This window comes from Paucisalibacillus algeriensis (genome assembly GCF_000577245.1).
Lineage (GTDB): Bacteria > Bacillota > Bacilli > Bacillales > Amphibacillaceae > Ornithinibacillus.
The window spans coordinates 331,116-353,603 of record NZ_CBYO010000007.1 but is presented as its reverse complement, the minus strand read 5'-3'; the positions used below and the strand labels follow the sequence as shown (position 1 = coordinate 353,603).

Genomic DNA, 22,488 nt, shown 5'->3' with positions numbered 1-22,488 from the left:
ACATTTCTATATCGAAAGAGTTCATCAACTTACAAAAAGTAACTATTAAGATTGTATCATAAAATATAGAATAGTGTAAAATACCAATAATTACAAATCGACAATATCGTATATTTGTAGTTGGATATTTTGCGAATTTATGAAATAATAACGATATGCGAAATAATTTTTTATTTGGAGGTTTTCAGATGGTATCTCAACAAATTCAAGAAAAATATGCAGAATTAGCCCTTCGAAAAGGCGTTAATTTGCAAAAAGGGCAAGCATTAATGATAAATTCCTCACTTGAGGGTGCAGGTTTCACAAAAATCGTTGCCAAAAAGGCTTATGAATTGGGTGCAAAGGATGTACATATTAATTGGGGAGACGATGATCTAACCCTTTGGAAATATCAATATGCTCCAGATGAAGTACTAGAAGATTTCCCTGAGTGGAGAGTAAAACTTCATGATATGTATGCCGAGGATGGGGCTGCAGTACTTTCCATTCGTTCGACAAACCCTGATTTATTAAAAGATATCGATCCGACAAAAATAGCTAAAGCAAATAAAGCTGCTGGACAAGCAATGACAAATTTCCGCAAATATACCATGAACGACAAGATTACTTGGTCAATCATTTCAATCCCAACTGGTGATTGGGCACAAAAAATCTTTCCTGAAAAGTCTCGTGAAGATGCAATCCGCAGCCTTTGGGAAGCTATCATTAAGATCGTCCGTGTTGACCAAGAGGATCCAATCAAAGCATGGGACGAGCATAATGAAACTTTAAAAACGGCACGTGAAGTGTTAAATGAGAAAAATTACAAGAAATTAGTCTTTAAAGCACCTGGAACAGATTTAGAAATGGAACTTCCAGAAGGTCATATTTGGAAAGGTGGTTCTGCTGTCTCAGAAAAAGGAATTACTTTCAATCCGAATATGCCGACAGAAGAAGTTTTCTCTGTGCCAAGTAAATATGGTGTGAATGGAACTGTATCTAGTACGAAGCCATTAAACTATGGTGGTAGTTTAATCGACAACTTCACTTTAACGTTTAAAGACGGTAAAGTAGTTGATTTCAAAGCCGAGCAAGGAGAAGACACGCTAAAACATTTACTAGAAACGGATGAAGGTGCAAGTCGTCTAGGTGAAATTGCACTAGTACCACATGAATCACCTGTATCACAATCCGGTTTACTTTTTTATAACACTTTATTTGATGAGAATGCATCTTGCCACGTTGCTTTAGGTAAAGCATATCCAACGAATGTAAAAGGCGGATCTGCGATGAGTGATGAAGAACTCGATAAAGCTGGAGTAAATGACAGCTTAACACACGTTGATTTCATGTTTGGATCTGAGCAATTAGATATTGATGGTGTAAAAGCCGATGGCACAACAGAAGCTGTATTCCGTAATGGAACTTGGGCATTAGATATTAAAAGTAAATAATCCGAATGATACCTGCTGCACAAAATAAGGTGCAGCAGGTTTTTTGTATTTAGATTTAAAAATAAGCAGGTTGAAACCATTTTCATGAATATTTTCGTAGTAACAAAGGAACTAAAGACAATTGAATAGTTGAAAAATCTCGTAGAAACTACTCTAGAAGGAATTAAGAGTAGAGAAGACGAATATATAACAAGAGCTCTGGAATTTATTATAGAGGGGAAATAATTATGGACGTATTAAAACAAAACAGTATGGCATGGGATAAAAAAGTTGAAGACGGAGGTAATTACACTAGACCTGTAAGTTCAGAAACTATTGAAAGAAGTAAAGCAGGAGACTGGGAGATTGGTGTAACAGCAGGGAAGATGGTTCCACGACATTGGTTTCCTGATTCGTTAAAGGGCTTAAAGGTACTTTGTTTAGCATCTGGCGGTGGCCAACAAGGTCCGGTATTAGCTGCTGCGGGTGCAAATGTAACTGTTGTAGACCTTTCTTTAAAACAATTAGAGCAAGATCAATATGTAGCTAAACGAGATGGATTATCCATCCAAACAATTCAAGGTAGTATGCTAGACCTGCATTTTTTAGAGGAAGATTCTTTTGATTTGATTGTACATCCTGTATCAAATGTATTTGTTGAAAATGTGCTTCCAGTATGGAAGGAGGCCTCAAGAGTATTAAAAGATAAGGGCATTCTCATTGCAGGGATTACGAATCCACTTCTCTATATTTTTGATGAGGAGGAAGAGGACAAAGGGAAACTGGTTGTTAAACATAAAGTTCCATATTCTGACTTAGAGACTCTATCAGAGGAAAAACTTGAGCAATATAGGGAATCTAAGCGCGCATTAGAATTTGGACATAGTTTAGAAGACCAAATTCAAGGACAAGTGGATGCAGGCTTTGTCATTACAGGGTTCTATGAAGATAATTTCGGTGGGAGCCGGATGCTAGATAACTATATAAATACGTTCATAGCAACTAGGGCTGTGAAATTAAAGATAGATTAATACTCTATTCTAGCACTACCTCTTGTCTTTAACCCTTCAAGGCGAATCGTATAATAAATTTGAGTGGGAGTGAATTCTATACTTCCATTGGTACTTTCGGTAAATAATTTATGAATATCTGCATTTCTTTCTTTGGTGTATGGACGACCTATTAAAAGTACAAGTTGACCTTGCTCCACTTCCATTTGATAGTGAATGGTAACAGGTTGATTAGGAATAAATTCAAACTGAAAATGCTCAATTCCATTAAAGTATTTATACGAGAAGGTAGCTTTTCGTGGACCTTTAACATATTTATAACTTGATTTTTGCGTTAACGTTAGGATGTTTTTCTTAGTTAATATCGCAATGATTACCATTAATACAATTAGAAGAATGATAGTTTTACCCAATGCGTGTCTTCCTTTCAAGAAATTGTTGGTATTTGTAAGTATGACATATTCGATAATAAAGGTGAAGAAAGAACGATAAGACCAGGTGGATAATATCAGAGAATAGAAAATAATTTTCATTGATTTAGCTAAAACTAGGGCAAGTATATCTCTAGTAAGGGTAGATGATTGTAATGGATTTCTTCAGTTCTCAAGAGACATTAACTTGGGTTCAATGGACATTAAGAGCATTGGTTGGCTTTACATTTTTTGTTGTTGTTGTAAAGGTAATGGGCCAGCGTACGATATCACAAGTTGGCCTATTAGACTTTGTTATAGTATTACTGATCGGTAATATTATTGCCCATCCTCTATCAGATGAAGGGCTCGGATTAGAAGGATCTATGATAACGATGGTTGTTATTTTAGTTATGTATTTAATTGGAATAGGTTTGAGTCTTCATGTACCAGGCATACGGAAATTATTTATTCCATCTCCTATACCGCTTATAGAAAACGGGTCGATCATCTATAAAAATTTAAAGAAGGTCCGAATTTCTATTGATATCTTAATGTCGGAGTTAAGGAAGAATAATACAGAGGATATTCAAAAGGTTGCTCTTGCCCTTTGGGAACCAGGGGGAACAGTATCCATCTTTCTAAGAGCTGAACATCAAACATTAACACCTTCTACCATTGGGAAAACAGTTAAGCCTTTTAAGCTTCCCAAAACAGTCATTAAGGAAAAGAAGATTGATTATAAGGTATTAGAACAACTTGGAAAAGATGATGCTTGGTTATTACATAAAATATCTAGCACCTATCAACTTGCAGATTTGAATAATATATTACTGGCCACGGTAGATGATAGTGGAAAGATTAACGTTTTGTTTTATTAGGGATATTGAATTTCATTGAGATAAACTAATAAAGAAAGTAGTATCGGAGAAGTGTCTAACACTTCTCCGAAATTATTAAATATTAGTTTTTACGAAAGTAATCCATATACGCTTGGAATATTTCAATACCTTGATAAGAAATTAAAGTCACCGCAGATAAAGAAAAAAATCCCATCATAATAAAGCGAGCCCATATCATTGCTTTTCCTCCTCCTGAAATAAAGATTTAATCTAAATTCGAAGGAGAATGGATCAAATAACTCGATTGGAAGAAAACGGGGCAAAGAATGGTGAGTCTCTTGATGAATTGAATAAAGCGATTGAAGGAAAATGTAACAATTAATATTATTGCTATGATTAGCTCGTGAATACCATTGTGTCCCTTTTGTTTCCAATTTCCGTCAACTGGATGAATATCCCCAAGAACAGAATAACTGATTGATTCAGTTTCTTGGATGACTAGTGGATTATCAAGTTTCGGGTCAGTTATGATAGCAAAATAGGAATGAGTTATGACGGAAAATAGTATCAATAGGGCAAAATATTTCTTCAGAATATAGCCCCCTTTTTTCGGTGATAGTAACAATTATACACATATGATTAATTAATTAGAAGTGGAAAGAAAAAATTGATGAATTATACGATAAAAAAAGGAGCGCATTCAAGCACTCCATCAACTACATCATTCCATTTTTAACTAAAACTGCTTTTATCTTCAGGTAATCATATTCTTCAGGTAGTGACTCTTTTAATGGTTTAAGTTTTAACTCATCCATTTGCTCTCTTGCAGTTAATATAGTAGCTTCCTCTACTTCGTTAAAAAAGATATTCCAAGCAATTGGATAGCCATCTTGAAAGGCTTTGAATAAATGATTTTCAATTGTAATAGTCGTCATATCACGTATTGCTGCAATATCCTTGATTGACTTTCCAGACTGAAAAAGTTTATAGCTTACTAGATGACTTGGCCCTTCCTCTTCCTTCTTCTTAGGTTTTGGTGGCGGAGCGGAGCTAGAAATTTTCACTCTAGTTTTAGCTTCTGGATGTTCGTTTCTCCACTTTTTAATAACCTCTAAGAACACTTCACCATATTGTTCATATTTTTTCTCCCCAATTCCCTTAACCTCAAGCATATCATCTTTGGTAACGGGGAAATACCTACTAAGCTCTTTAAGTGTTGCATCCGAAAATAACACATAAGGGGGAACATTGAGTTCATCGGCCATTTGTTTTCTTCGTGCACGTAATTCTTCAAATAGGTCTTTATGATAGTCATCATTTTCACTTGTTGGGATAGGCGCTGTATACATTTCAACATTTCGCTTACCTTTCAACACATCTACAGAGTGTTGGTTCAATTTAAGCGTAGGGAATTTTCCTTCTTCAGTACCAAGGAGCTGTTCCGCAACAAGAAAATGTATCCGCTCTGTGATTTCTTTTTCTGTGTACGCAGACAACAACCCATAGGTTGATAGAGTTTGCAGTCTGAATTCTAGAAGCTTTTTATCTTTAGAACCTTTTAAAACCTTGGCTGTCATGCTCACACCAAAACGCTCGCCCATCCGTTTGACACAGGAAAGAATCATTTGTGCTTCTTCTGTGATATCTGTTTTCTCGACCTTTTCTACGCAGTTACTACATCTACCGCAATTTTCAATTGGAGAACTATCCTTAAAATAATCTAAAATAAAGCAACTTAAACATCCTTGCGTATGGCAGTAATTCACCATAGATTGAAGCTTTCGGTATTCATTTTGCTTGGCAATTTCATCCATTAAGGACTGTTCAATTAGAAACTTTTGTAACTGAATATCTTGCGGGGAAAACAATAAAATACAATCACTAGCTTCTCCATCACGTCCTGCTCTACCTGCTTCTTGATAATAAGACTCAATATTCATCGGCATTGCATAGTGAATCACATATCGTACGTTTGACTTATCGATTCCCATTCCAAAGGCATTTGTCGCAATCATGACTGGTTTTTCATCATGTATAAACGCAGCCTGTGCTTGTTTGCGTGCTTGTTCAGACATTCCAGCATGATATTTCGCAACTTGAACACCACGACTTTCAAGCTGATCAAATAACGCATCTGCTTGTTTACGGGTAGCCGTATAGATAATACCAGATTTACCGGAATGCTCTTCTAGAAATGAGCGAACATAGCTTGTCCGGTCTTTACCTTTGACAATGTGAAAAGCAAGATTGTCACGGGCAAAACCTGTATTGATGACATTAGTATTATCTATATGTAGTAATTCTTGAATGTCCGAAATAACTTCTTCTGTAGCTGTTGCTGTAAGAGCCATACAAACTGGAATATTACCAATCTGTTTCAGATTTGGAACAATGGATCGGTAGCTTGGACGAAAGTCATGTCCCCATTGGGAGATACAATGTGCTTCATCAAAAGCTACTAATGAAATATTGATTTTTTTAATTACGTTTACAAATCCATAGGACTCAAAGCGTTCCGGTGCAACATAAACAAACTTGAATCGTCCATCAGCTATTTCAGACATACGAATTTCCTGTTCTTCATTGGATAACGAACTATTAATAAAAGTTGCGGGAATTCCTAAAGCTAGGAGAGAATCTACTTGGTCTTTCATAAGTGATATTAATGGGGAAATAATGATAGCGGTTCCGTCTAAAGTCAATCCAGGTACCTGATAACAAATGGATTTACCGCCACCTGTTGGCATAACCGCTAATGTATTCGTTGTCTTTATAACACGTTCAATAACTTCCTTTTGACCGGGTCTGAAGGATTCATAACCAAAATATGTTTTTAATACTTTTTCTTGTTCTAGGATCATGACATTACTCCTCTCACCTGTATATCCTACCACATATTTTTGGTTGAAACGAGTTGATAAAACTAGAAATTATAACCTATTTATGATGTAGAAAGCTTACTATCTAGTAATAATATGGAAAGAATGCTGTTTTCATTAGAGGCATAATTAAATATCAAACAAAAAGAGGATACTAGTAATAATGGAATAACATTTTGTTAAGTAAACGTATTATTTTTTAAGGAGAAATTAGTTTACTTTTTTTAGTGGGACAATTAGAATGACCATATATTTTAAAACTAGGGGGCATGTAATGGTAACATCTTTATTATTTGAAGTAATGTTAATCTTCTTTCTTGGGATTGGCTCACAATGGGTTGCATGGCGCTACCGAATGCCAGCAATTGTAGTGATGGCCTTAACAGGTCTAATCATTGGTCCATTGTTAGGATTTATTAATCCTCAAGAAGATTTTGGTAATTTATATAGTCCAATTATTTCTGTTGCAGTTGCAATTATACTTTTTGAAGGTAGTTTGAATTTAAGCTTCAAAGAGCTACGAGGATTAGGAAAGCCAGTTTTTAGAATCTCTACAGTAGGTGCTTTTATAGCATGGATTCTGGGGTCATTAACAGCACACTATATTGCTGGGTTATCTTGGCCTGTGGCATTTGTTATTGGTGGATTATTTATCGTGACCGGTCCAACCGTTATTATGCCATTACTACGTCAGTCAAAATTAAAACCAAGACCAGCAAAAATCCTGAAGTGGGAAGGCATTATTGTTGATCCAATCGGGGCACTTCTTGCAGTATTTGCTTTTGAAATCATTGCTTATTTAACTGCTACTGACCCAGATGGAACAGCATTAATGATGTTCTTTGCAGCTTCACTTTTTGCAGCGATATTTGGTTGGTTTTGTGGTAAGGGAATTGGCTTCATCTTTGAAAGAGGTCATATTCCAGAATTCCTTAAATCTCCTGCAGTGTTTACGGTTGTTATCTTCTGTTTCACTGTTGCTGATGAAATCATGCATGAAACAGGGCTACTATCTGTAACCGCAATGGGTATAACACTTGCTAATATGGGGATTTCCTCTGTAGCAGACATGCGACATTTTAAGGAAAATATCTCCATCCTATTGATTTCCGCAATCTTTATTATGCTAACAGCATCATTACAGATTGAAACCATTCTAGAAATCTTTAGCCCTAATATTATTGGGTATGTTTTATTAATGATGTTCTTAGTTCGTCCACTTTCCATTTTCCTTTCGACATTTGGAACGGGATTAACGTTAAATGAGAAGTTGTTAGTGGGTTGGATTGCTCCGAGAGGTATAGTAGCGCTAACGGTATCGAGTTATTTTGCCACCATTTTATTAGAAGCAGGATATGAGGATGCTAATATTCTCACAACACTAACATTTGGATTAGTATTTTTCACGGTTATTGCGCATGGTTTCTCTATCGGTTGGCTTGCTAAGAAATTAAATCTTTCGATGGAAGGTAGACCTGGAACATTAATTGTTGGTAGTAATATTTTTACTGTCGAACTTGCAAAATCACTTGCAAAATCTAATGTGCCAATTATTATTGTGGATAGTTCTTGGGAAAGACTGAAAGTTGCCAGAGAGGCAGGAGTTCCTTTCTATCATGAGGAGGTACTTTCTGAGCAAACAGAATATCATTTGGATACTATTCCATATGAGTATCTGATTGCGGCAACAGATAGCAAATCATATAATTCACTAGTTTGTACGACATTTATGCCGGAATATGGCCGTACAAATGTCTTTAAGGTAAGCCCATATGATTCCGTTTATAAATCCGGAGAGATTGTTTCCAAGGTAGGCGGTAGAATCTTATTCAAGAAGGAAATTACCTTAGATGATTTAAAGGAGAAAATCAATAACGGTTTTGTGTTCCGTCGTACAACAATTACCGATCAATATTCATATCGCCAGTATTTAGATGAGAAGGATGAAGAAACGGTATTCCTATATTTAATTAAGCCGTCTGGCCAAATTAAGTATTACTCAGAGGAAATGCGTACGGTACCAAGCACAGGGGATACAATCGTTAGTTTAATGCCAAGAAATAAAGAAAAAGCAAAGATTCAAGCAAGATTAGGAAATAGTGATGTAGAATAAGAAAAGCGCAGGGCACACGGAGATAAAAATCTCTATTTAATACTCTTTTGAATAAGAGCGTACGAACCGTAATGGTTGTACGCTCTTATTCCAATTCATCCAGTTTTTTACGAACCTCAGCAATTTCTTTCTCCAAACGAATAAGCTGCTCCTCAGCTGAAGATGCTCTTCCCCTGACATAAACTAATTTATCTAAATCACTTTGGATACGCACATAATCTGATTTCAGTTCATCAAGTTTATTTTCAAGTTCTTTTTTTGTCATGTTATCCACTCCTCATGTTAAGTTTACCGGGAACCCCTTTACAAAACAACTGATTGGTGTAAAATAAATTCAATTATACAAGAAAAACAGAAGGCGCCTACTTGAGCTGTATACTAGGGTGAGGAAACTCGAGCCAGTCGTTGGTGTCTGATCTAAGCAATAGAGGGGGCATAATATATGAAAGTATTATTGGAAACATCAATTAAACGTTATCTTGAGAGAGTAGAAGATTTACTTCTTCAGCAGGAAGCAAATAACAATTTAATGTTAGGCTTATTGGAAAGAGGAAAAAACAATATCGGTGTATTTACTGATGGCATTCGCCTAGGAATTGTAGAAGAAAACGGGGAGCCAATATATGCTTTTATGCAAACCCCTCCAAACAAATGGATATTACCCAAAGTAAAGCATCAGCATGAACATGCCATTCAAGCTGTAGTACAGTTTCTATTTCAAAATAAATACCCAGTACCAGGAGTGATAGGCCCCTCGGAACTGGTAGATGAATTTGTAGGCCTATGGAAAGAACTAACGGGAAAAATTGAAAATATACATATGAAACAGCTAATCTATCAGTTGGACGAAGTTAAAGTAAAGCCAGATCCTAAGGGGAAGCTAATTCAAGGTACGGATGAACATTTATCAAATGTTCGGGAATGGCTCCAACACTTTGGCGAACAAGCAAATATGGAAATAGCGAAAACACAAGCAGACAGTATGGCGAGGTCCTATATCCAAAAAGGCTCTATCTATCTTTGGGAATCAGAGGGTGAACTAGTTTCAATGGTAAATAATTCTCGAAGAACTAGAAACGGTGCGTCCGTTAATGCGGTATTTACCCCCGACGAACATAAACGTAAAGGCTATGCAACAAGTGTTGTGGCAGCCCTATCTCAGAAACTACTAGATGAAGGAGCAAAGTTTTGTAATTTATATACAGATCTTTCCAACCCAACCTCGAATAGCATCTATAAGAAGATAGGATATTATGTTGTTGGAGATTCAGTTGATTGTTTGTTTGAGTGATGTTAAGGGACATGTACTTCTACCTTTTGGGGAAGAACACGTCCTTTTTTTGATTGGGAATGCTCCTGAAGTCGAGGAGGATGTTCCATTAGGTCTCGAGCATGCGCCGGAATCCGATGAACATACGCCCAAAACCGAAATTCATCCCCACCTCCAATCCCCAGATCAACATATCAAAAAGAGAAACAGCTCCGGCTGTCGCTCTTTCTCTATATCAAAGCATCTTCCTTATTTTTCCGTGTATCCTGATATGTTTCCCAGAAATGCACAATAATAGCTTTTACCACTGCGTAGAATGGGACTGCAAATAGAATTCCGATAAATCCTGCAATGCTTCCAGCAGCTAGAATAATCGTGATAATCGTTAGCGGATGAATCCGTAACACATGCCCCATAATATTTGGTGAAATAAAGTTTCCTTCAATCTGTTGTGCAATGATCATAATAAGTGCAATCCATACGACATTCATTGGGTCTTGGAATACGCCGACAATTAAGGCTGGAATGACCGCAATAAAGGGACCGATAAAAGGTACAACACACATCATCATCCCGAATAGTGCTAGGGCCAATGCATAGTTTAACTCAATGATTAAATACCCGATGAACAGCATGATACCAATACTTAAACTAACTAGTAGCTGTCCTTGAATATAGGCAGATAATGTATGGTCAATTTTACGTAATAAATTACGTAGATTACTAGCTTTTTTTGGTTCGAAAATTTTTGTGACAAATGGGATAAACTTATCGCCATCCTTCAACATGAAAAACAAGAAGAATGGTACCAGAACTAAAGAGAATACAAACCCAATAACTTGTGTAATAAAACTTAATAAGAAGGTCATGAACCCTTCAAAATAAGTTTGTAAATTGGCCATCATATTATCTATCGTGACATAGACCTCTTTTGGAATTATTTTTTGATTGTCTTGGATGTAGTCAATAACATCTTCTGCTCCTTTAATCATACTTGGGATATTTTTTATAAACCTTGAGTACTGATCCTGAGCAATTGGGATAACGAAAATGGTAAACACATAGCCAACCACAATAATTAATATAAATACAAGGAAGATTGAAATTAGTTTTGGCACTTTATATTTCATTAGTAACTTAAAAATTGGCTTAGTTAAATAGAATAGTAATCCGGCTGCGATAAATGGAAAAGCAACCGCTCCAATATATTTAAATGCGGGGTCAAAAATAAAACGTGTTGTGTAGATTAAATAGATTAATAGAAAAACTAAAATAAACCCTACTAAAACTTGAAACCAACGTTTATTAGACAAGTTCATCACACTTTCTTCATTATTAAGGTAATCATATATTATTTTAAGCCATTTCGCACTTAAGAAATACAAAATTCTATATATTGATTCTTACCCAAAAGGACATAGATTAAACCGATATAATAGTCCATTAGATTATTGACAAATTTTATGTTAAAATTTGCACATAAACACGAGTTGGAGGACTACATAAATGGCCAATTGGAAGTCAATCTTTGAAAAATGGAATGCGTTTGAAGGATTAGATCCCAAACTAAAACAAGAATTATATACTTTACAATCAGATGAAAAAGCACTAGAGGATGCATTTTATAAAGAACTTACATTTGGTACTGGTGGAATGCGCGGTGTACTTGGTGTTGGTACTAATCGCATGAATGTCTATACGATTCGAAAAGCGGTTTATGGGTTAGCCAAGTATCTGTTAAGCCATGCAGTTAATGTGAAGGATCGTGGTGTTGTAGTTGCATATGATTCAAGATATATGTCACGGGAGTTTGCGGTTGAAACTGCTAAAACCCTTGGTGCTTTTGGAATAAGAACGTATGTGTTTGAATCCCTAAGGCCTACACCAGTTCTATCATTTGCTGTGCGTTACTTAGGGGCAGCTGGAGGAGCAATGATTACTGCAAGTCATAACCCCCCAGAATATAATGGGTTTAAAGTATATAACGAAGATGGCGGGCAAATGGTTCCCAATGAGGCAAATAAAATTATCGAAACCATAAGTAAAATTGAAAACGAGTTGGAAATCCCTGTTTTAGATCAGATAGAACTAGAGGAAAAGGAATTATTAATTTGGGTTGGCGATGAGGTTGATAATGCTTATTTGGAAAAGCTTAACCAAATTTCAAAATTAGATGAAGCAGAATATAAACAGGATAAAGATTTGCAAATTGCTTTCACACCATTACATGGAACTGCACATGACATCTTAACAAGAGGATTAAAGCAGTTAAACTTTAACCAGGTTTCAGTGGTAACAGAACAAGCAATTCCTGATCCTGAGTTCTCTACAGTGGAATCACCGAATCCTGAGGAACATCAGGCCTTCACCATGGCAATTGACCTTGGTAAAAAAGTCGGTGCTGATATTCTGCTAGGGACTGACCCAGATGCGGATCGATTAGGTGTAGCAGTGAAAAATAAAGCAGGTGATTACACCGTTCTTACTGGAAATCAACTTGGTGCTCTATTAATTGATTATATTTTAACCCACACCAATAAAGTACTGTTATCGAATGCTCGTGTATTAAAAACAATTGTTACATCGGAGCTAGGGCAAGCAATTGCTGCTTCTTATGGTGTAGAAACGATCAACACACTAACAGGTTTTAAATATATTGCTGAAAAAATCCACGAGTTTGATTCGACTGGTGAAGCCTTTCTTTTTGGCTACGAGGAAAGCTATGGGTACTTAATTAGTAGCTTTGCCCGTGATAAAGATGCAGTACAGGCTGCGGTGATGGCTAGTGAAATGGCCTATTATTGGAAAAAACAAGGAAAAACCTTGCTGGATGCACTTGATGGGCTATATCAAAAACATGGCTACTACCGTGAAGGAATGTCTTCCTTAACCTTAAAAGGAATGGAAGGGTCTGAAAAAATAGCCATTATTATGAATACTATTCGTGAAAATCCGTTCGAGGAAATTGCTGGGCATAAGGTTGAGTTAGTTGAAGATTACTTAACTAGTGAAAGAATGAATAAATCTACTGGTGAAACAGAAAAAATTCAACTACCGGAAGAAAATGTATTGAAATTTGTATTGCAAGACAATAACTGGGTTTGCTTAAGACCATCCGGAACCGAGCCGAAAATTAAATGCTACTATGGAACCCGTGGAACGAGCTTGTCAGAAAGTGAAGACACACTCACAGCTTTAAAAGAAAAAATGAATCAAGTAATGAATGACATCATTGCCTAAAGAATCATCCTCGAGTAGAGGATGATTCTTTCATAAGGGGGTCATATAAATGGCAAAAATTCAATGTAAACGGGTATTTGATACATACAGTGAAGAAGATGGGATACGTATTTTAGTAGACCGTCTTTGGCCAAGAGGACTTTCAAAAGAAAAAGCAAAACTAGATTATTGGTTAAAAGAAGTTGCACCAACACATGAATTGAGAAAATGGTATCATCAAAATCTAGATGAATTTGAGGAGTTTAAAATCCGATATGAAGCGGAACTTACTCAAGATAAACAAAAGGAAGCAATAGAACAATTAATCGAACTTGTAGTTGGGAATGATGGCCCAGTTACATTACTATATGGTGCAAAAAATGAAGAGAATAATCAGGCAGTCATTTTGAAGCAAATTTTAGAAGGAAAATAAGTGCCAAGCATCATAAAAGACCAAGAAAGGATTTTGGATGAAATAATCAACTGAACTCAATTCTTGGCCTAGATAGTGTTTTATAGAATTTGACTAACTAGTTTGATTTCATTAATTTCCGCTATTAGAGCTTGAAGCAGATGCCGCAGCCATGGTTGCAATCATTACTGCTTGTTGTGCTTGAAGAATAGCTTCTAATATGGTACTTAGACTTGCCTCTGCAAGTTGCGTATTTCCTATCTTTTCATTCACCAATATGCATGCAGCGATTATAACATTCATGTCTTTTTGCCATTTGAAATCTTTTTGCTGTTTTAGTACTTCATACATGGAAACAATTTGATCAACAGAATACTCATCATGAGGTAGTAAAGATAGCATTCCTATTATTGGATAATACATGGACTTTACCTTAAATGGAGTATTTTGAAAGGAATCCTTAATATATATGGCTCGATTAATTAGTACGTTATTACCTTCATCGTTACCAAGTGCAAGGATATGACTTAGAAATTGTAAATCATTACCCTTTCGAAACCCATTTCTGGATAAATCCTCGTAAAATCGTTCGATGTGATTGATAATACCCGGCTGATTTTCAATGGCAAGTAGAGTGGCTAATGGATAGTCATTGCTTGAGGTAAGAAATGCATGTTCTTTCTTCATCCCATCATATATCGCCTTCGCTTTACTTACGGTTTCCCTCGCGTTTTCTGCCTCACTTGTTAACAAAATACTAGCAGCAATATACGTAAACGCTCCACTTCCAAATTTAACTTCTCTAAATAAGTCATACAAGTCCAATAACTCTTGTATTTTTTCCTCTGGATTTTCGAACTTCACATCCAACATAGCAGCAGTAGTAAATCTTGAATTAGAACGTAAAGAGGAGAATAAGCTTGCTTTTTGTTTGATTTTGTCACTTAAGTCTAATAACTGCTCCACATGTAACGTTTTTTGATTTAATACATAAATAGAAGCAATCATCATTAAAATCCGTTTATCCGACACTTTCCATTTCATATGGTGATGTAGCTCTTTATAAGCTTGAATATATTGTTCTACATTATTTTTCATTGTAAATCTCCCTTTTAGATTTTCTATAAAGGATTGAAGAACACTTTATAGTAGTTTATACGGATTAATAGGGTGGAATGTTTCATCCTGTATTCTTGGGTAGCCACAAACCAATTCCATACTTAATTCTATTGTAAATTTTGTGTAAATTTTAAAGCCATATTCGGAATAATATGTTACCTTAGAAAAAGCAATCATTCTGGAGGTACATATGAAACAAAAGAATTCCTTATTAGAAATATTAGGTGCATCCCTAAAGCTAGGACTTACTTCTTTTGGAGGTCCTGTGGCTCATCTTGGATACTTTAAAAATGAATATATTGATAAGCGAAAATGGCTTGACGATAAGACCTATGCAGATATTATTGCGCTATGTCAATTCTTACCAGGTCCAGCCAGTAGTCAGGTAGGTATAGCGATTGGAATGCTGCGTGGTGGTTTTTTTGGTGGTGTGATTTCCTGGCTAGGTTTTACTATGCCATCTGTTATCGTGTTAATGTTATTTGCATTAGCTTTTCAAAGCTTTTCATTAGGAGATGCTACTTGGATTACTAGCCTGAAGATAGTAGCTGTAGCGGTTGTCCTACATGCGGTACTCGGTATGGGGAAAAAATTAACCCCAGATAAGCCAAGAATCGCCATTGCTGTTGTTGCAATGTTAATCATGCTCTTATTTCCATCTGCAATTATCCAAATTTCCATAATTGTTGGTGCCGCTATAATAGGATACTTTTTGTTTTCAAAGAAAGCTGAGTCGAATGTGAAGACTTTTTCAGTGTCCATTACGAAAACACAAGGTGTTATTTCGCTATCCATATTAGTCGTATTACTTATTGGTTTACCAATTATTTCTCAATTAGTGAATAACCCTTATGTCAGTATTTTTGATACATTTTTCCGGGTTGGTTCCATTGTGTTTGGGGGCGGACATGTAGTACTTCCATTGTTAGAACAAGAAGTAGTACCAAATGGACTTCTCACTAGTAGTGAGTTTTTAGCAGGTTATGGAATGGCACAAGCGGTTCCCGGACCTTTATTCACCTTTGCTAGTTACCTAGGAACCATGATCAGCGGCTTATTAGGTGGGATTATTGCGACAATCGCAATGTTCTTACCTTCATTCTTATTAATTGTTGGAGCGCTACCCTTTTTAAGTGAACTTCGTAAACACAAAAGCTTTCAGGGAATATTAACAGGGGTAAATGCTAGTGTAGTGGGAATATTACTCGCAGCATTCTACGATCCTGTATTCACAAGCTCCATAACAAATACCGCTAGCTTTTCATTAGCTGCTATATTATTCGCACTCATGTATTTCTGGAAAACCCCCGCATGGTTAATCGTAATCATCGGAGTTGTGTTAGGTGAGATTATGCATTACCTTTTCATTTAAGTTGATATTCCTCTAAAATGAAATTGAGGTGAGTAATAATGGCAGAACATCATTTTCATTTAAAAGCAGACTGGCCAGGTGGACGAAATAGTGAAGGTTATATTGAATCAGGAAATTTAAAAGTTAAAGTTTCCATACCACCTGAAATGGATGGACCTGGAGTTGGAACAAATCCAGATGAAATGCTTCTTGGAGCTGCGGCGACCTGCTATATCATCACACTTGCAGCCATGATAGAAAGAGCGAATTTACCATTAAAAGAAATGTCTTTAGAATCAGAAGGCATTGTAGATGTGACAAATGGCGTATTTACGTATAAGAAAATTATTCATCGCCCAACCGTTGTACTTACAGATAATGCCAGTGAACAGGACTATGCATTACTAGGAAAACTTGTCCAAAAAGCAGAGAAGAGCTGCATGATCTCCAGAGCTATTCAAGGGAATGTAGAGCTTGCATTAGAGGAAAACATAATATAATACAATTAAAAGGGCACTCTAATTAAAAAAAGAGTGCTCTTTTTTAATTTACCCTTTGTAAGTGCCACTGGAAATTATTCTCTTGACACAAATTATGTTGCGTTGTATCTTATTAAAGCATACTAATTTTATCGGATTAATATACTTATAGTGACGATACCTATTTAAGATGCATACTTTATTAAAAAACAACACAGGGGGAAATAAAATGGACTGGATGGTCATTTTAAATATTGTTATTTTATTAGCATTAATTGGTTTGTTAATTTTCATGCAACGTAAACATGTTTCGTTTTCAAAAAGAGTGTTTACTGGTTTAGGTTTAGGGATAGTACTTGGAGCGTTACTTCAATGGGTTTATGGAAGTGGCTCTGAAACATTAGCTACTACAACCGATTGGTATAATGTCGTTGGTCGAGGTTATATCAACTTTTTAATGATGATTGTAGTGCCACTAGTAATGGTATCCATCATACAAGCAATCACAAACTTAGAGAAATCGGCACAGTTAGGAAAAATGGCTGGTTGGATTATTGGGATTTTAATTGTGACCACAATGGTTGCAGCAATGATTGGTATTGGAGCAGCAGCTATCTTTGACTTAAGTGCTGAGGAAATTACAGTTGGTGAAGCAGAACAAGAACGTGCAGCATCACTTGAGGAACGATATTCATCACAGGTAGAGACTGTTTCTACACCACAACGTATTTTGAACTTTATCCCGTCTAATATCTTCTTTGATATGACAGGACAGCGTTCAACATCTGTTATTGCTGTTGTTATCTTCTCGATTTTTGTTGGGGTAGCTGTACTAGGAGTAAGAAGAAAAAACCCAGAGCAAGCAGAAATGTTTACTAAAATAGTAAATGCTGTCTATGCAGTAGTAATGCGTATCGTAACATTAGTATTGCGTTTAACTCCATATGGTATCTTAGCATTAATGGCAAACATGATTGCAAGTACCGACTTTGCTGGGATCTTAGAGCTTGGTAAATTTGTATTAGCTTCATATGTAGCATTAGGTGTGATGTTCATTCTTCACCTTGTATTGGTTGGTTTATTTGGATTGAATCCACTAAACTACTTAAGAAAGGTTTTACCAGTATTAAGCTTTGCATTTACATCTCGTTCAAGTGCTGGAACAATTCCATTAAATATTTCAGCACAGAAAAACGCACTTGGTGTAGACCAAGGTGTTGCCAATATGTCAGCATCATTCGGTGCAACAATGGGTCAAAACGGATGTGCAGGAATTTATCCAGCGATGCTAGCATTTATGATAGCACCATCAGTTGGTATTGATCCATTAACAATGGATTTCTTAGTACCACTAATTCTAATCATCGGATTTAGTTCATTTGGTATTGCTGGTGTTGGTGGTGGTGCAACATTTGCAGCACTAATTGTACTTTCTTCTATGGGGTTACCAGTTGGTTTAGCTGGATTATTAATCTCCATCGAAGCATTTATCGATATGGGGCGTACTGCCCTTAACGTAAATGGATCGATGGTATCTGGTACGTTAACATCCCGTATTTTAGGTAACTTTAATACGAAAGTTTTCAATGATAAAACTGCGATTGAAGAAGCTAAATCACTTTAAATTATAATAAACCGCTCCTAACTGAACTGCACCTCCAATTATTAGATTGTGTCTAATAATTGGGGTGCAGTTCAACAGGGAGCGGTTTTTCCTTTGTAGATAGGGAATATATCATATTAGGGATAGCTATTGTATCAAACTCAGGACTTTATCTAGATTCTGCTCCTGCCCAACCTCAAAGTAATAGCGAAAAGGACATCCCAAATATTGAACACGTTCTACAACATTCTCAATCGTAAACATTTCTGGTCGTAAGTCTTCGGTGACTTCTTTCCAGTATAATGGGGTAGCAACTGTTCCATCTGGCGTTTTTCTTGTAGAGTAAGGGGCAATTAAGGTTTTGTCCTTCCCATGTTGCACATAATCAATATACAATCTTCCACCTCGTTTATTCTTCATTCGCTCGGTGGTAAATAAATCAGGGTGTTGGTTCTCAATAGTATAGGCGATTGCTTGCGTAAAAACACCTGTATCCTCATACGTCATACTTCCTTCCGGTATGGGAATATGTATCTGAAGTCCTTTATTCCCAGAAGTCTTTACGAAAGAAATGACCTGCAAATCATCCAATACCTCTCTGATAAGTAAACCTGCCTTTATTGCCCATGCGAATTTTTCCCTGCCAGGTGGATCTAGGTCAAATACAATTTCTTTTGGTTGTGAGCTATTTATATTTTGAAATGGAATATGGAACTCAAGAGTCCCATGGTTTGCAAACCACATTAGTGATTCAAGGGAATCACAAATCATTAATTTTTCATCCCCTTCACCAACACCTTTGATAAAATCGGGTGCATAGGAAGGGAGATGTTTTTGATAAAAGGATTCCTCGTTTACGCCATCTGGACAGCGAATGGTAGTAAGTGCTCGATTCTCCAAAAATGGTAGCATATAGGGAGATATCTCCCTCATATAAGCTAAGAAAATTGCCTTGGTGAACGGCACATCTGGCCAATATAATTTATCCGTATTGGCAAAATCAATGGAATCAGGTAGCATGGCCAAATCGAGTTGTAGCTGATCGACTGTACATTCATCAGCTTTGATTTCAGGTGCAATCCGGTAAAACTCTGGTTCCCTCAACTCATTCTGATAAATGTCTAACGTATGGATTTCAGCACAAACAGCAGGTGGTAGGAAGTATTGATTACCTTTCTTCTCCCCATTGGTCAAAAATAACGTTTTTACCGTCTGAAAATCCTCTCCATCTATTCCATGCTTACATTTTCCGACAGAATGCAATTTATTGTTATCTAATACCTGTACATCAAAATAACCATTTTTACTGTCATATGCTGTCAAAAAGCCATGTATTAGTCGCCAATTTTTAATTTTGTACCAATCTTGATGCTTTTTTCCTGTGCCATAAGTACTCTTGCTCCGCTTTGCGATCATCCCTTCACCTTTATGGTCAAAGATTATTTTCCATAATTCATTTGGATTATCGAATGGCTCGACATATCCTATTCGATTCCACATATCACGACGAATTTCTGCTTTGCCGAAAAAGGTGGAAAGAGATTCTTTTCTTTTATTAAAAGGTTTTTTGGAAAGATCTTTTCCCGAGAGTTGCACAAGGTCAAACGCTAGCAAGCTCGCAGGTCTTTCATTTGCTGCTTTTTGAATCGAATCACTATTTTTTAAACGGCCGCGCTTTTGGATTCGAGAGAAGTTCGCTTGGTAGGAATTATTTAATATAACCAACTCCCCGTCTAATTGGAGAGGAAGGAGGTCTTTAACTTTATTCTCAATTACCTGGCAAAAAGCAACTATTTCAGGGAATTGAGCTGTTAGATCATGCTTATTTTTACTAATCAATTTAACCGAACCATTTTTCCCCCAATGAAGCACACAACGAAAGCCATCATATTTTACTTCATATAGCCAATCCCCACCGGTTGGTATTTCAGTAGTTGCTATTGGTTTCATCACATCCATTTGTAAAACTCCCTTCATTATTAAGATGAGTAAAAGAATAAGAAAATAATCAGTTCTAGAATGAAAAATAGATGAGTTCGACAAACTATGGAAAAGGGAGGTGTTGTAATGCATACGATGTGGAAGGGAACGATTAGTTTTGGGCTAGTGAATATCCCTGTGAAAATGCATGCAGCAACAGAGAATAAGGATGTTTCGTTACGGCAACTTCACAAAGAATGTAAGTCGCCGATAAAATATGAAAAAGTTTGCCCAGTATGTGAAAAAGAAGTTAGTACCGATGATATCGTGAAGGGCTATGAATATGCAAAAAATAAATTTGTCATTTTAGATGATGAAGATCTTGCTGAATTAAAAAAGGAGCAAGAGGACAAAGCTGTAGAAATCATTGATTTTGTTAAATTAGAAGATATTGACCCGATTTATTTTGAAAAAAGTTATTACTTATCACCAAATGATGGTGGAAGCAAGGCGTATGGTTTACTTCGTGCTGCCCTAGAGGATACAGGTAAAATCGGTGTCGCAAAAATGATGATTCGTTCAAAGGAACAGCTCGCTGCCATTCGCGTTTATAAAAATACAATTGTCGTAGAAACAATCCATTACCCGGATGAGGTCCGAGACGTGAATGAAGTCCCAAATGTACCAGAAAATGTCGAAACAGCAAAAAAAGAATTAGACACTGCTAAAATGCTAATTGACCAACTAACAACAGAATTCGACCCGGAAAAATATAAAGATGAGTATCGAACAGCATTACTGGATTTAATCGAAGAAAAGAAAAATGCGGATCAAACTACCACTGCAAAAGACAAACCAAAGCCAGATAATGTAACTGATTTAATGGAAGCATTACAAGCTTCATTGGAACGTGCGAAGAAAGACAAGCCAAAGCCTTCACAACCAAAGAAACGGAAAGCACATACAAGGAAGAAAACCGTACAGGGATAATGGAAGAATACCCTCACATTTTGTGGGGGCTTTTTGTTTTGGAAGAGGAAGACATCATTTTGAAAAATGCGCCCATGCGCCCGAGAGAGGATCATCGTCCTGGAAAGTGGAATGATGTGCCCGAGTGCGAGGATCATCGCCCCGAAAAGTGAAATGATGCACTCAACCTGGCCAAGCATCCCCCAAAAAAGTAATTCCATACGCCTACAATTTATACCACCTACCCAATTCCACCATATTTACCCATTACATTCCAATATCAATCTTTCATTGCCTTTACATGTCCTTTACAACCTCAATAAATCGCACTGGACAATGCGTATTCCTTTACTGATGTGGGTAGAAAAGTAATACCCGAAAGAAAAAAACAGAAAAGGAATGAGCAACATGGAACGTAACCCGTTTTTTGATAATGCTAAGGTGCTACTTATTTTCTTAGTAGTGTTTGGGCATCTAATACAGCCGTTTATTGAGGCTTCTGTTGGAATGAATACGTTGTACACATGGATTTATACGTTTCATATGCCGGCATTCATCTTCTTAGCTGGATTCTTTGCGAAGGGATTTGGCAATAAAGGTTATATTTTAAAATTAGCAAGAAAGCTATTAATTCCATATGTAATCTTCCAATTAATCTATTCTTCATATTATTATTTTATTGGAAATTCAAATTGGTTAACGGATATTTTCTATCCGCATTGGTCACTTTGGTTTTTAATTAGTTTATTCTGTTGGCATATGTTATTAATCTTGTTTAAACGATTTCCTATATACGCAAGTCTATCAGTAGCCGTTTTGCTTGGAATCTCAGTAGGATATTTGGCAGCAATAGGGCACTCATTTAGTTTATCCAGGACATTTGTCTTCTTCCCGTTTTTCCTACTAGGTTTTTGGCTAAAAGAAGAGCATATTATGCTATTGAAGCGAAAAAGCGTAAAAGCAACATCAGTCATTATTATGGTTATATTTGCAGCTGCTATTTACATTGCACCAGAAATTAATACTGGTTGGTTGCTAGCCTCAAAATCTTATTTTGACCTTGGTATGCAAGAGTTTGGTGGAATTGCCAGATTGCTTGTTTATCTGACATCAACGATCATGGCAGCTAGTGTGCTGGCATGGGTACCGACAACGCGATCTAACATGACGAAATTAGGAGAAAGAACCTTATATGTCTATTTATTACATGGATTTATCATTCAATACTTCCGAGCATATGATGTGTTTGAGGTCAATAATGTATTGGATATACTAGGTCTACTCGGGGTTTCAGCGATTATTGTTCTACTATTATCTAGCAGACCAGTCCTTACGATGAGCCAACCCTTAATTGAATGCAAAGCTAGTCATTTAAGAAAAACTCTAAAAACATCTGAGTAAATTGAAACTTTTGCATGACATTTTGCGTATATATAAATAGCCCCCCTTTTTCTAGATGAAATAAAGAAAAAAACCAAAC

General features: G+C 36.4%; 18 protein-coding genes. 12 read left to right on the top strand and 6 right to left on the bottom strand.

Translation table 11 applies throughout. From position 1 onward, the window contains the following. Nucleotides 1-188: 188 nt before the first annotated feature. Nucleotides 189-1,433, top strand: coding sequence for an aminopeptidase (locus TY11_RS06220; RefSeq protein ID WP_042144006.1), 1,245 nt, complete (start codon nucleotides 189-191; stop codon nucleotides 1,431-1,433). A 227-nt stretch (nucleotides 1,434-1,660) separates the two neighbouring features. Then, nucleotides 1,661-2,443, top strand: coding sequence for a class I SAM-dependent methyltransferase (locus tag TY11_RS06215; RefSeq protein WP_042144003.1), 783 nt, complete (start codon nucleotides 1,661-1,663; stop codon nucleotides 2,441-2,443). Here TY11_RS06215 and TY11_RS06210 read toward each other — a convergent pair. After that, nucleotides 2,440-2,835 (bottom strand): hypothetical protein, encoded by a 396-nt coding sequence (locus TY11_RS06210; RefSeq protein WP_042144001.1) that lies wholly within the window; start codon nucleotides 2,833-2,835, stop codon nucleotides 2,440-2,442. The two genes, TY11_RS06215 and TY11_RS06210, sit on opposite strands and share 4 nt — an antisense overlap. A gap of 173 nt (nucleotides 2,836-3,008) precedes the next feature. Here TY11_RS06210 and TY11_RS06205 point away from each other — a divergent pair, with 173 nt between their 5' ends. Continuing rightward, nucleotides 3,009-3,713 carry a DUF421 domain-containing protein gene (locus TY11_RS06205; protein WP_042143998.1) on the top strand — a complete coding sequence of 235 codons (705 nt, stop codon included), beginning with the start codon at nucleotides 3,009-3,011 and terminating at the stop codon, nucleotides 3,711-3,713. Between the two features lie 677 nt (nucleotides 3,714-4,390). Here the strand turns inward: TY11_RS06205 and recQ are convergent. Continuing rightward, nucleotides 4,391-6,535 (bottom strand): DNA helicase RecQ, encoded by a 2,145-nt coding sequence (gene recQ / locus TY11_RS06200; RefSeq protein ID WP_042143996.1) that lies wholly within the window; start codon nucleotides 6,533-6,535, stop codon nucleotides 4,391-4,393. A gap of 292 nt (nucleotides 6,536-6,827) precedes the next feature. Between recQ and TY11_RS06195 the strand changes: the two genes are divergently transcribed. Next, nucleotides 6,828-8,666 carry a cation:proton antiporter gene (locus tag TY11_RS06195; RefSeq protein WP_042143994.1) on the top strand — a complete coding sequence of 613 codons (1,839 nt, stop codon included), beginning with the start codon at nucleotides 6,828-6,830 and terminating at the stop codon, nucleotides 8,664-8,666. A gap of 85 nt (nucleotides 8,667-8,751) precedes the next feature. Here the strand turns inward: TY11_RS06195 and TY11_RS06190 are convergent, their stop codons facing one another. Continuing rightward, on the bottom strand, nucleotides 8,752-8,931 hold the full coding sequence (locus tag TY11_RS06190; protein WP_042143992.1) for an SE1832 family protein: 180 nt from the start codon (nucleotides 8,929-8,931) through the stop codon (nucleotides 8,752-8,754). A gap of 177 nt (nucleotides 8,932-9,108) precedes the next feature. On the opposite strand from TY11_RS06190, the gene TY11_RS06185 reads away from it, so the two are divergent. Beyond that, nucleotides 9,109-9,957 carry a GNAT family N-acetyltransferase gene (locus tag TY11_RS06185; RefSeq protein ID WP_042143990.1) on the top strand — a complete coding sequence of 283 codons (849 nt, stop codon included), beginning with the start codon at nucleotides 9,109-9,111 and terminating at the stop codon, nucleotides 9,955-9,957. 209 nt (nucleotides 9,958-10,166) lie between these two features. Here TY11_RS06185 and TY11_RS06180 read toward each other — a convergent pair whose 3' ends face one another. Then, on the bottom strand, nucleotides 10,167-11,255 hold the full coding sequence (locus TY11_RS06180; RefSeq protein ID WP_081755841.1) for an AI-2E family transporter: 1,089 nt from the start codon (nucleotides 11,253-11,255) through the stop codon (nucleotides 10,167-10,169). 187 nt (nucleotides 11,256-11,442) lie between these two features. Here TY11_RS06180 and TY11_RS06175 point away from each other — a divergent pair, with 187 nt between their 5' ends. Then, complete coding sequence (locus tag TY11_RS06175) at nucleotides 11,443-13,176, top strand: phospho-sugar mutase (RefSeq protein WP_042143987.1); 1,734 nt, start codon at nucleotides 11,443-11,445, stop codon at nucleotides 13,174-13,176. Between the two features lie 49 nt (nucleotides 13,177-13,225). Continuing rightward, a complete protein-coding gene (locus TY11_RS06170; RefSeq protein ID WP_042143986.1) occupies nucleotides 13,226-13,588 on the top strand; it encodes a DUF488 domain-containing protein in 363 nt (120 codons plus the stop codon). Between the two features lie 111 nt (nucleotides 13,589-13,699). Here the strand turns inward: TY11_RS06170 and TY11_RS06165 are convergent, their stop codons facing one another. Continuing rightward, complete coding sequence (locus TY11_RS06165; RefSeq protein WP_042143984.1) at nucleotides 13,700-14,665, bottom strand: DUF4003 family protein; 966 nt, start codon at nucleotides 14,663-14,665, stop codon at nucleotides 13,700-13,702. Between the two features lie 211 nt (nucleotides 14,666-14,876). On the opposite strand from TY11_RS06165, the gene TY11_RS06160 reads away from it, so the two are divergent. The 3 genes from TY11_RS06160 (at nucleotide 14,877) to TY11_RS06150 (ending at nucleotide 18,140) form a co-directional block, all read left to right on the top strand. Next, the gene (locus TY11_RS06160; protein WP_042143981.1) at nucleotides 14,877-16,058 is read left to right on the top strand and encodes a chromate transporter; all 1,182 of its coding nucleotides are present in this window, start codon (nucleotides 14,877-14,879) and stop codon (nucleotides 16,056-16,058) included. A 38-nt stretch (nucleotides 16,059-16,096) separates the two neighbouring features. After that, the gene (locus tag TY11_RS06155; RefSeq protein ID WP_042143978.1) at nucleotides 16,097-16,537 is read left to right on the top strand and encodes an OsmC family protein; all 441 of its coding nucleotides are present in this window, start codon (nucleotides 16,097-16,099) and stop codon (nucleotides 16,535-16,537) included. A gap of 208 nt (nucleotides 16,538-16,745) precedes the next feature. Continuing rightward, entirely contained in the window at nucleotides 16,746-18,140 is a 1,395-nt protein-coding gene (locus TY11_RS06150) for an L-cystine transporter (RefSeq protein ID WP_042143976.1), read from the top strand. A 126-nt stretch (nucleotides 18,141-18,266) separates the two neighbouring features. On the opposite strand, the gene TY11_RS06145 is transcribed toward TY11_RS06150, so the two are convergent. Further along, entirely contained in the window at nucleotides 18,267-20,078 is a 1,812-nt protein-coding gene (locus tag TY11_RS06145) for a DNA ligase D (RefSeq protein WP_042143974.1), read from the bottom strand. A 108-nt stretch (nucleotides 20,079-20,186) separates the two neighbouring features. On the opposite strand from TY11_RS06145, the gene ku reads away from it, so the two are divergent. Both ku and TY11_RS06135 read left to right on the top strand, forming a co-directional pair. After that, the gene (ku, locus tag TY11_RS06140; protein WP_042143972.1) at nucleotides 20,187-21,029 is read left to right on the top strand and encodes a non-homologous end joining protein Ku; all 843 of its coding nucleotides are present in this window, start codon (nucleotides 20,187-20,189) and stop codon (nucleotides 21,027-21,029) included. 387 nt (nucleotides 21,030-21,416) lie between these two features. Next, entirely contained in the window at nucleotides 21,417-22,409 is a 993-nt protein-coding gene (locus TY11_RS06135; RefSeq protein ID WP_042143970.1) for an acyltransferase family protein, read from the top strand. Nucleotides 22,410-22,488: the final 79 nt, after the last annotated feature.

Bases quoted from the DNA above. Each gene is read 5' to 3' on its own strand.
- TY11_RS06220 (WP_042144006.1), top strand. From the start codon at position 189: ATGGTATCTCAACAAATTCAAGAAAAATATGCAGAATTAGCCCTTCGA.
- TY11_RS06215 (WP_042144003.1), top strand. From the start codon at position 1,661: ATGGACGTATTAAAACAAAACAGTATGGCATGGGATAAAAAAGTTGAA.
- TY11_RS06205 (WP_042143998.1), top strand. From the start codon at position 3,009: ATGGATTTCTTCAGTTCTCAAGAGACATTAACTTGGGTTCAATGGACA.
- recQ (WP_042143996.1), bottom strand. From the start codon at position 6,535: ATGATCCTAGAACAAGAAAAAGTATTAAAAACATATTTTGGTTATGAA.
- TY11_RS06195 (WP_042143994.1), top strand. From the start codon at position 6,828: ATGGTAACATCTTTATTATTTGAAGTAATGTTAATCTTCTTTCTTGGG.
- TY11_RS06190 (WP_042143992.1), bottom strand. From the start codon at position 8,931: ATGACAAAAAAAGAACTTGAAAATAAACTTGATGAACTGAAATCAGAT.
- TY11_RS06185 (WP_042143990.1), top strand. From the start codon at position 9,109: ATGAAAGTATTATTGGAAACATCAATTAAACGTTATCTTGAGAGAGTA.
- TY11_RS06180 (WP_081755841.1), bottom strand. From the start codon at position 11,255: ATGAACTTGTCTAATAAACGTTGGTTTCAAGTTTTAGTAGGGTTTATT.
- TY11_RS06175 (WP_042143987.1), top strand. From the start codon at position 11,443: ATGGCCAATTGGAAGTCAATCTTTGAAAAATGGAATGCGTTTGAAGGA.
- TY11_RS06170 (WP_042143986.1), top strand. From the start codon at position 13,226: ATGGCAAAAATTCAATGTAAACGGGTATTTGATACATACAGTGAAGAA.
- TY11_RS06165 (WP_042143984.1), bottom strand. From the start codon at position 14,665: ATGAAAAATAATGTAGAACAATATATTCAAGCTTATAAAGAGCTACAT.
- TY11_RS06160 (WP_042143981.1), top strand. From the start codon at position 14,877: ATGAAACAAAAGAATTCCTTATTAGAAATATTAGGTGCATCCCTAAAG.
- TY11_RS06155 (WP_042143978.1), top strand. From the start codon at position 16,097: ATGGCAGAACATCATTTTCATTTAAAAGCAGACTGGCCAGGTGGACGA.
- TY11_RS06150 (WP_042143976.1), top strand. From the start codon at position 16,746: ATGGACTGGATGGTCATTTTAAATATTGTTATTTTATTAGCATTAATT.
- TY11_RS06145 (WP_042143974.1), bottom strand. From the start codon at position 20,078: ATGGATGTGATGAAACCAATAGCAACTACTGAAATACCAACCGGTGGG.
- ku (WP_042143972.1), top strand. From the start codon at position 20,187: ATGCATACGATGTGGAAGGGAACGATTAGTTTTGGGCTAGTGAATATC.
- TY11_RS06135 (WP_042143970.1), top strand. From the start codon at position 21,417: ATGGAACGTAACCCGTTTTTTGATAATGCTAAGGTGCTACTTATTTTC.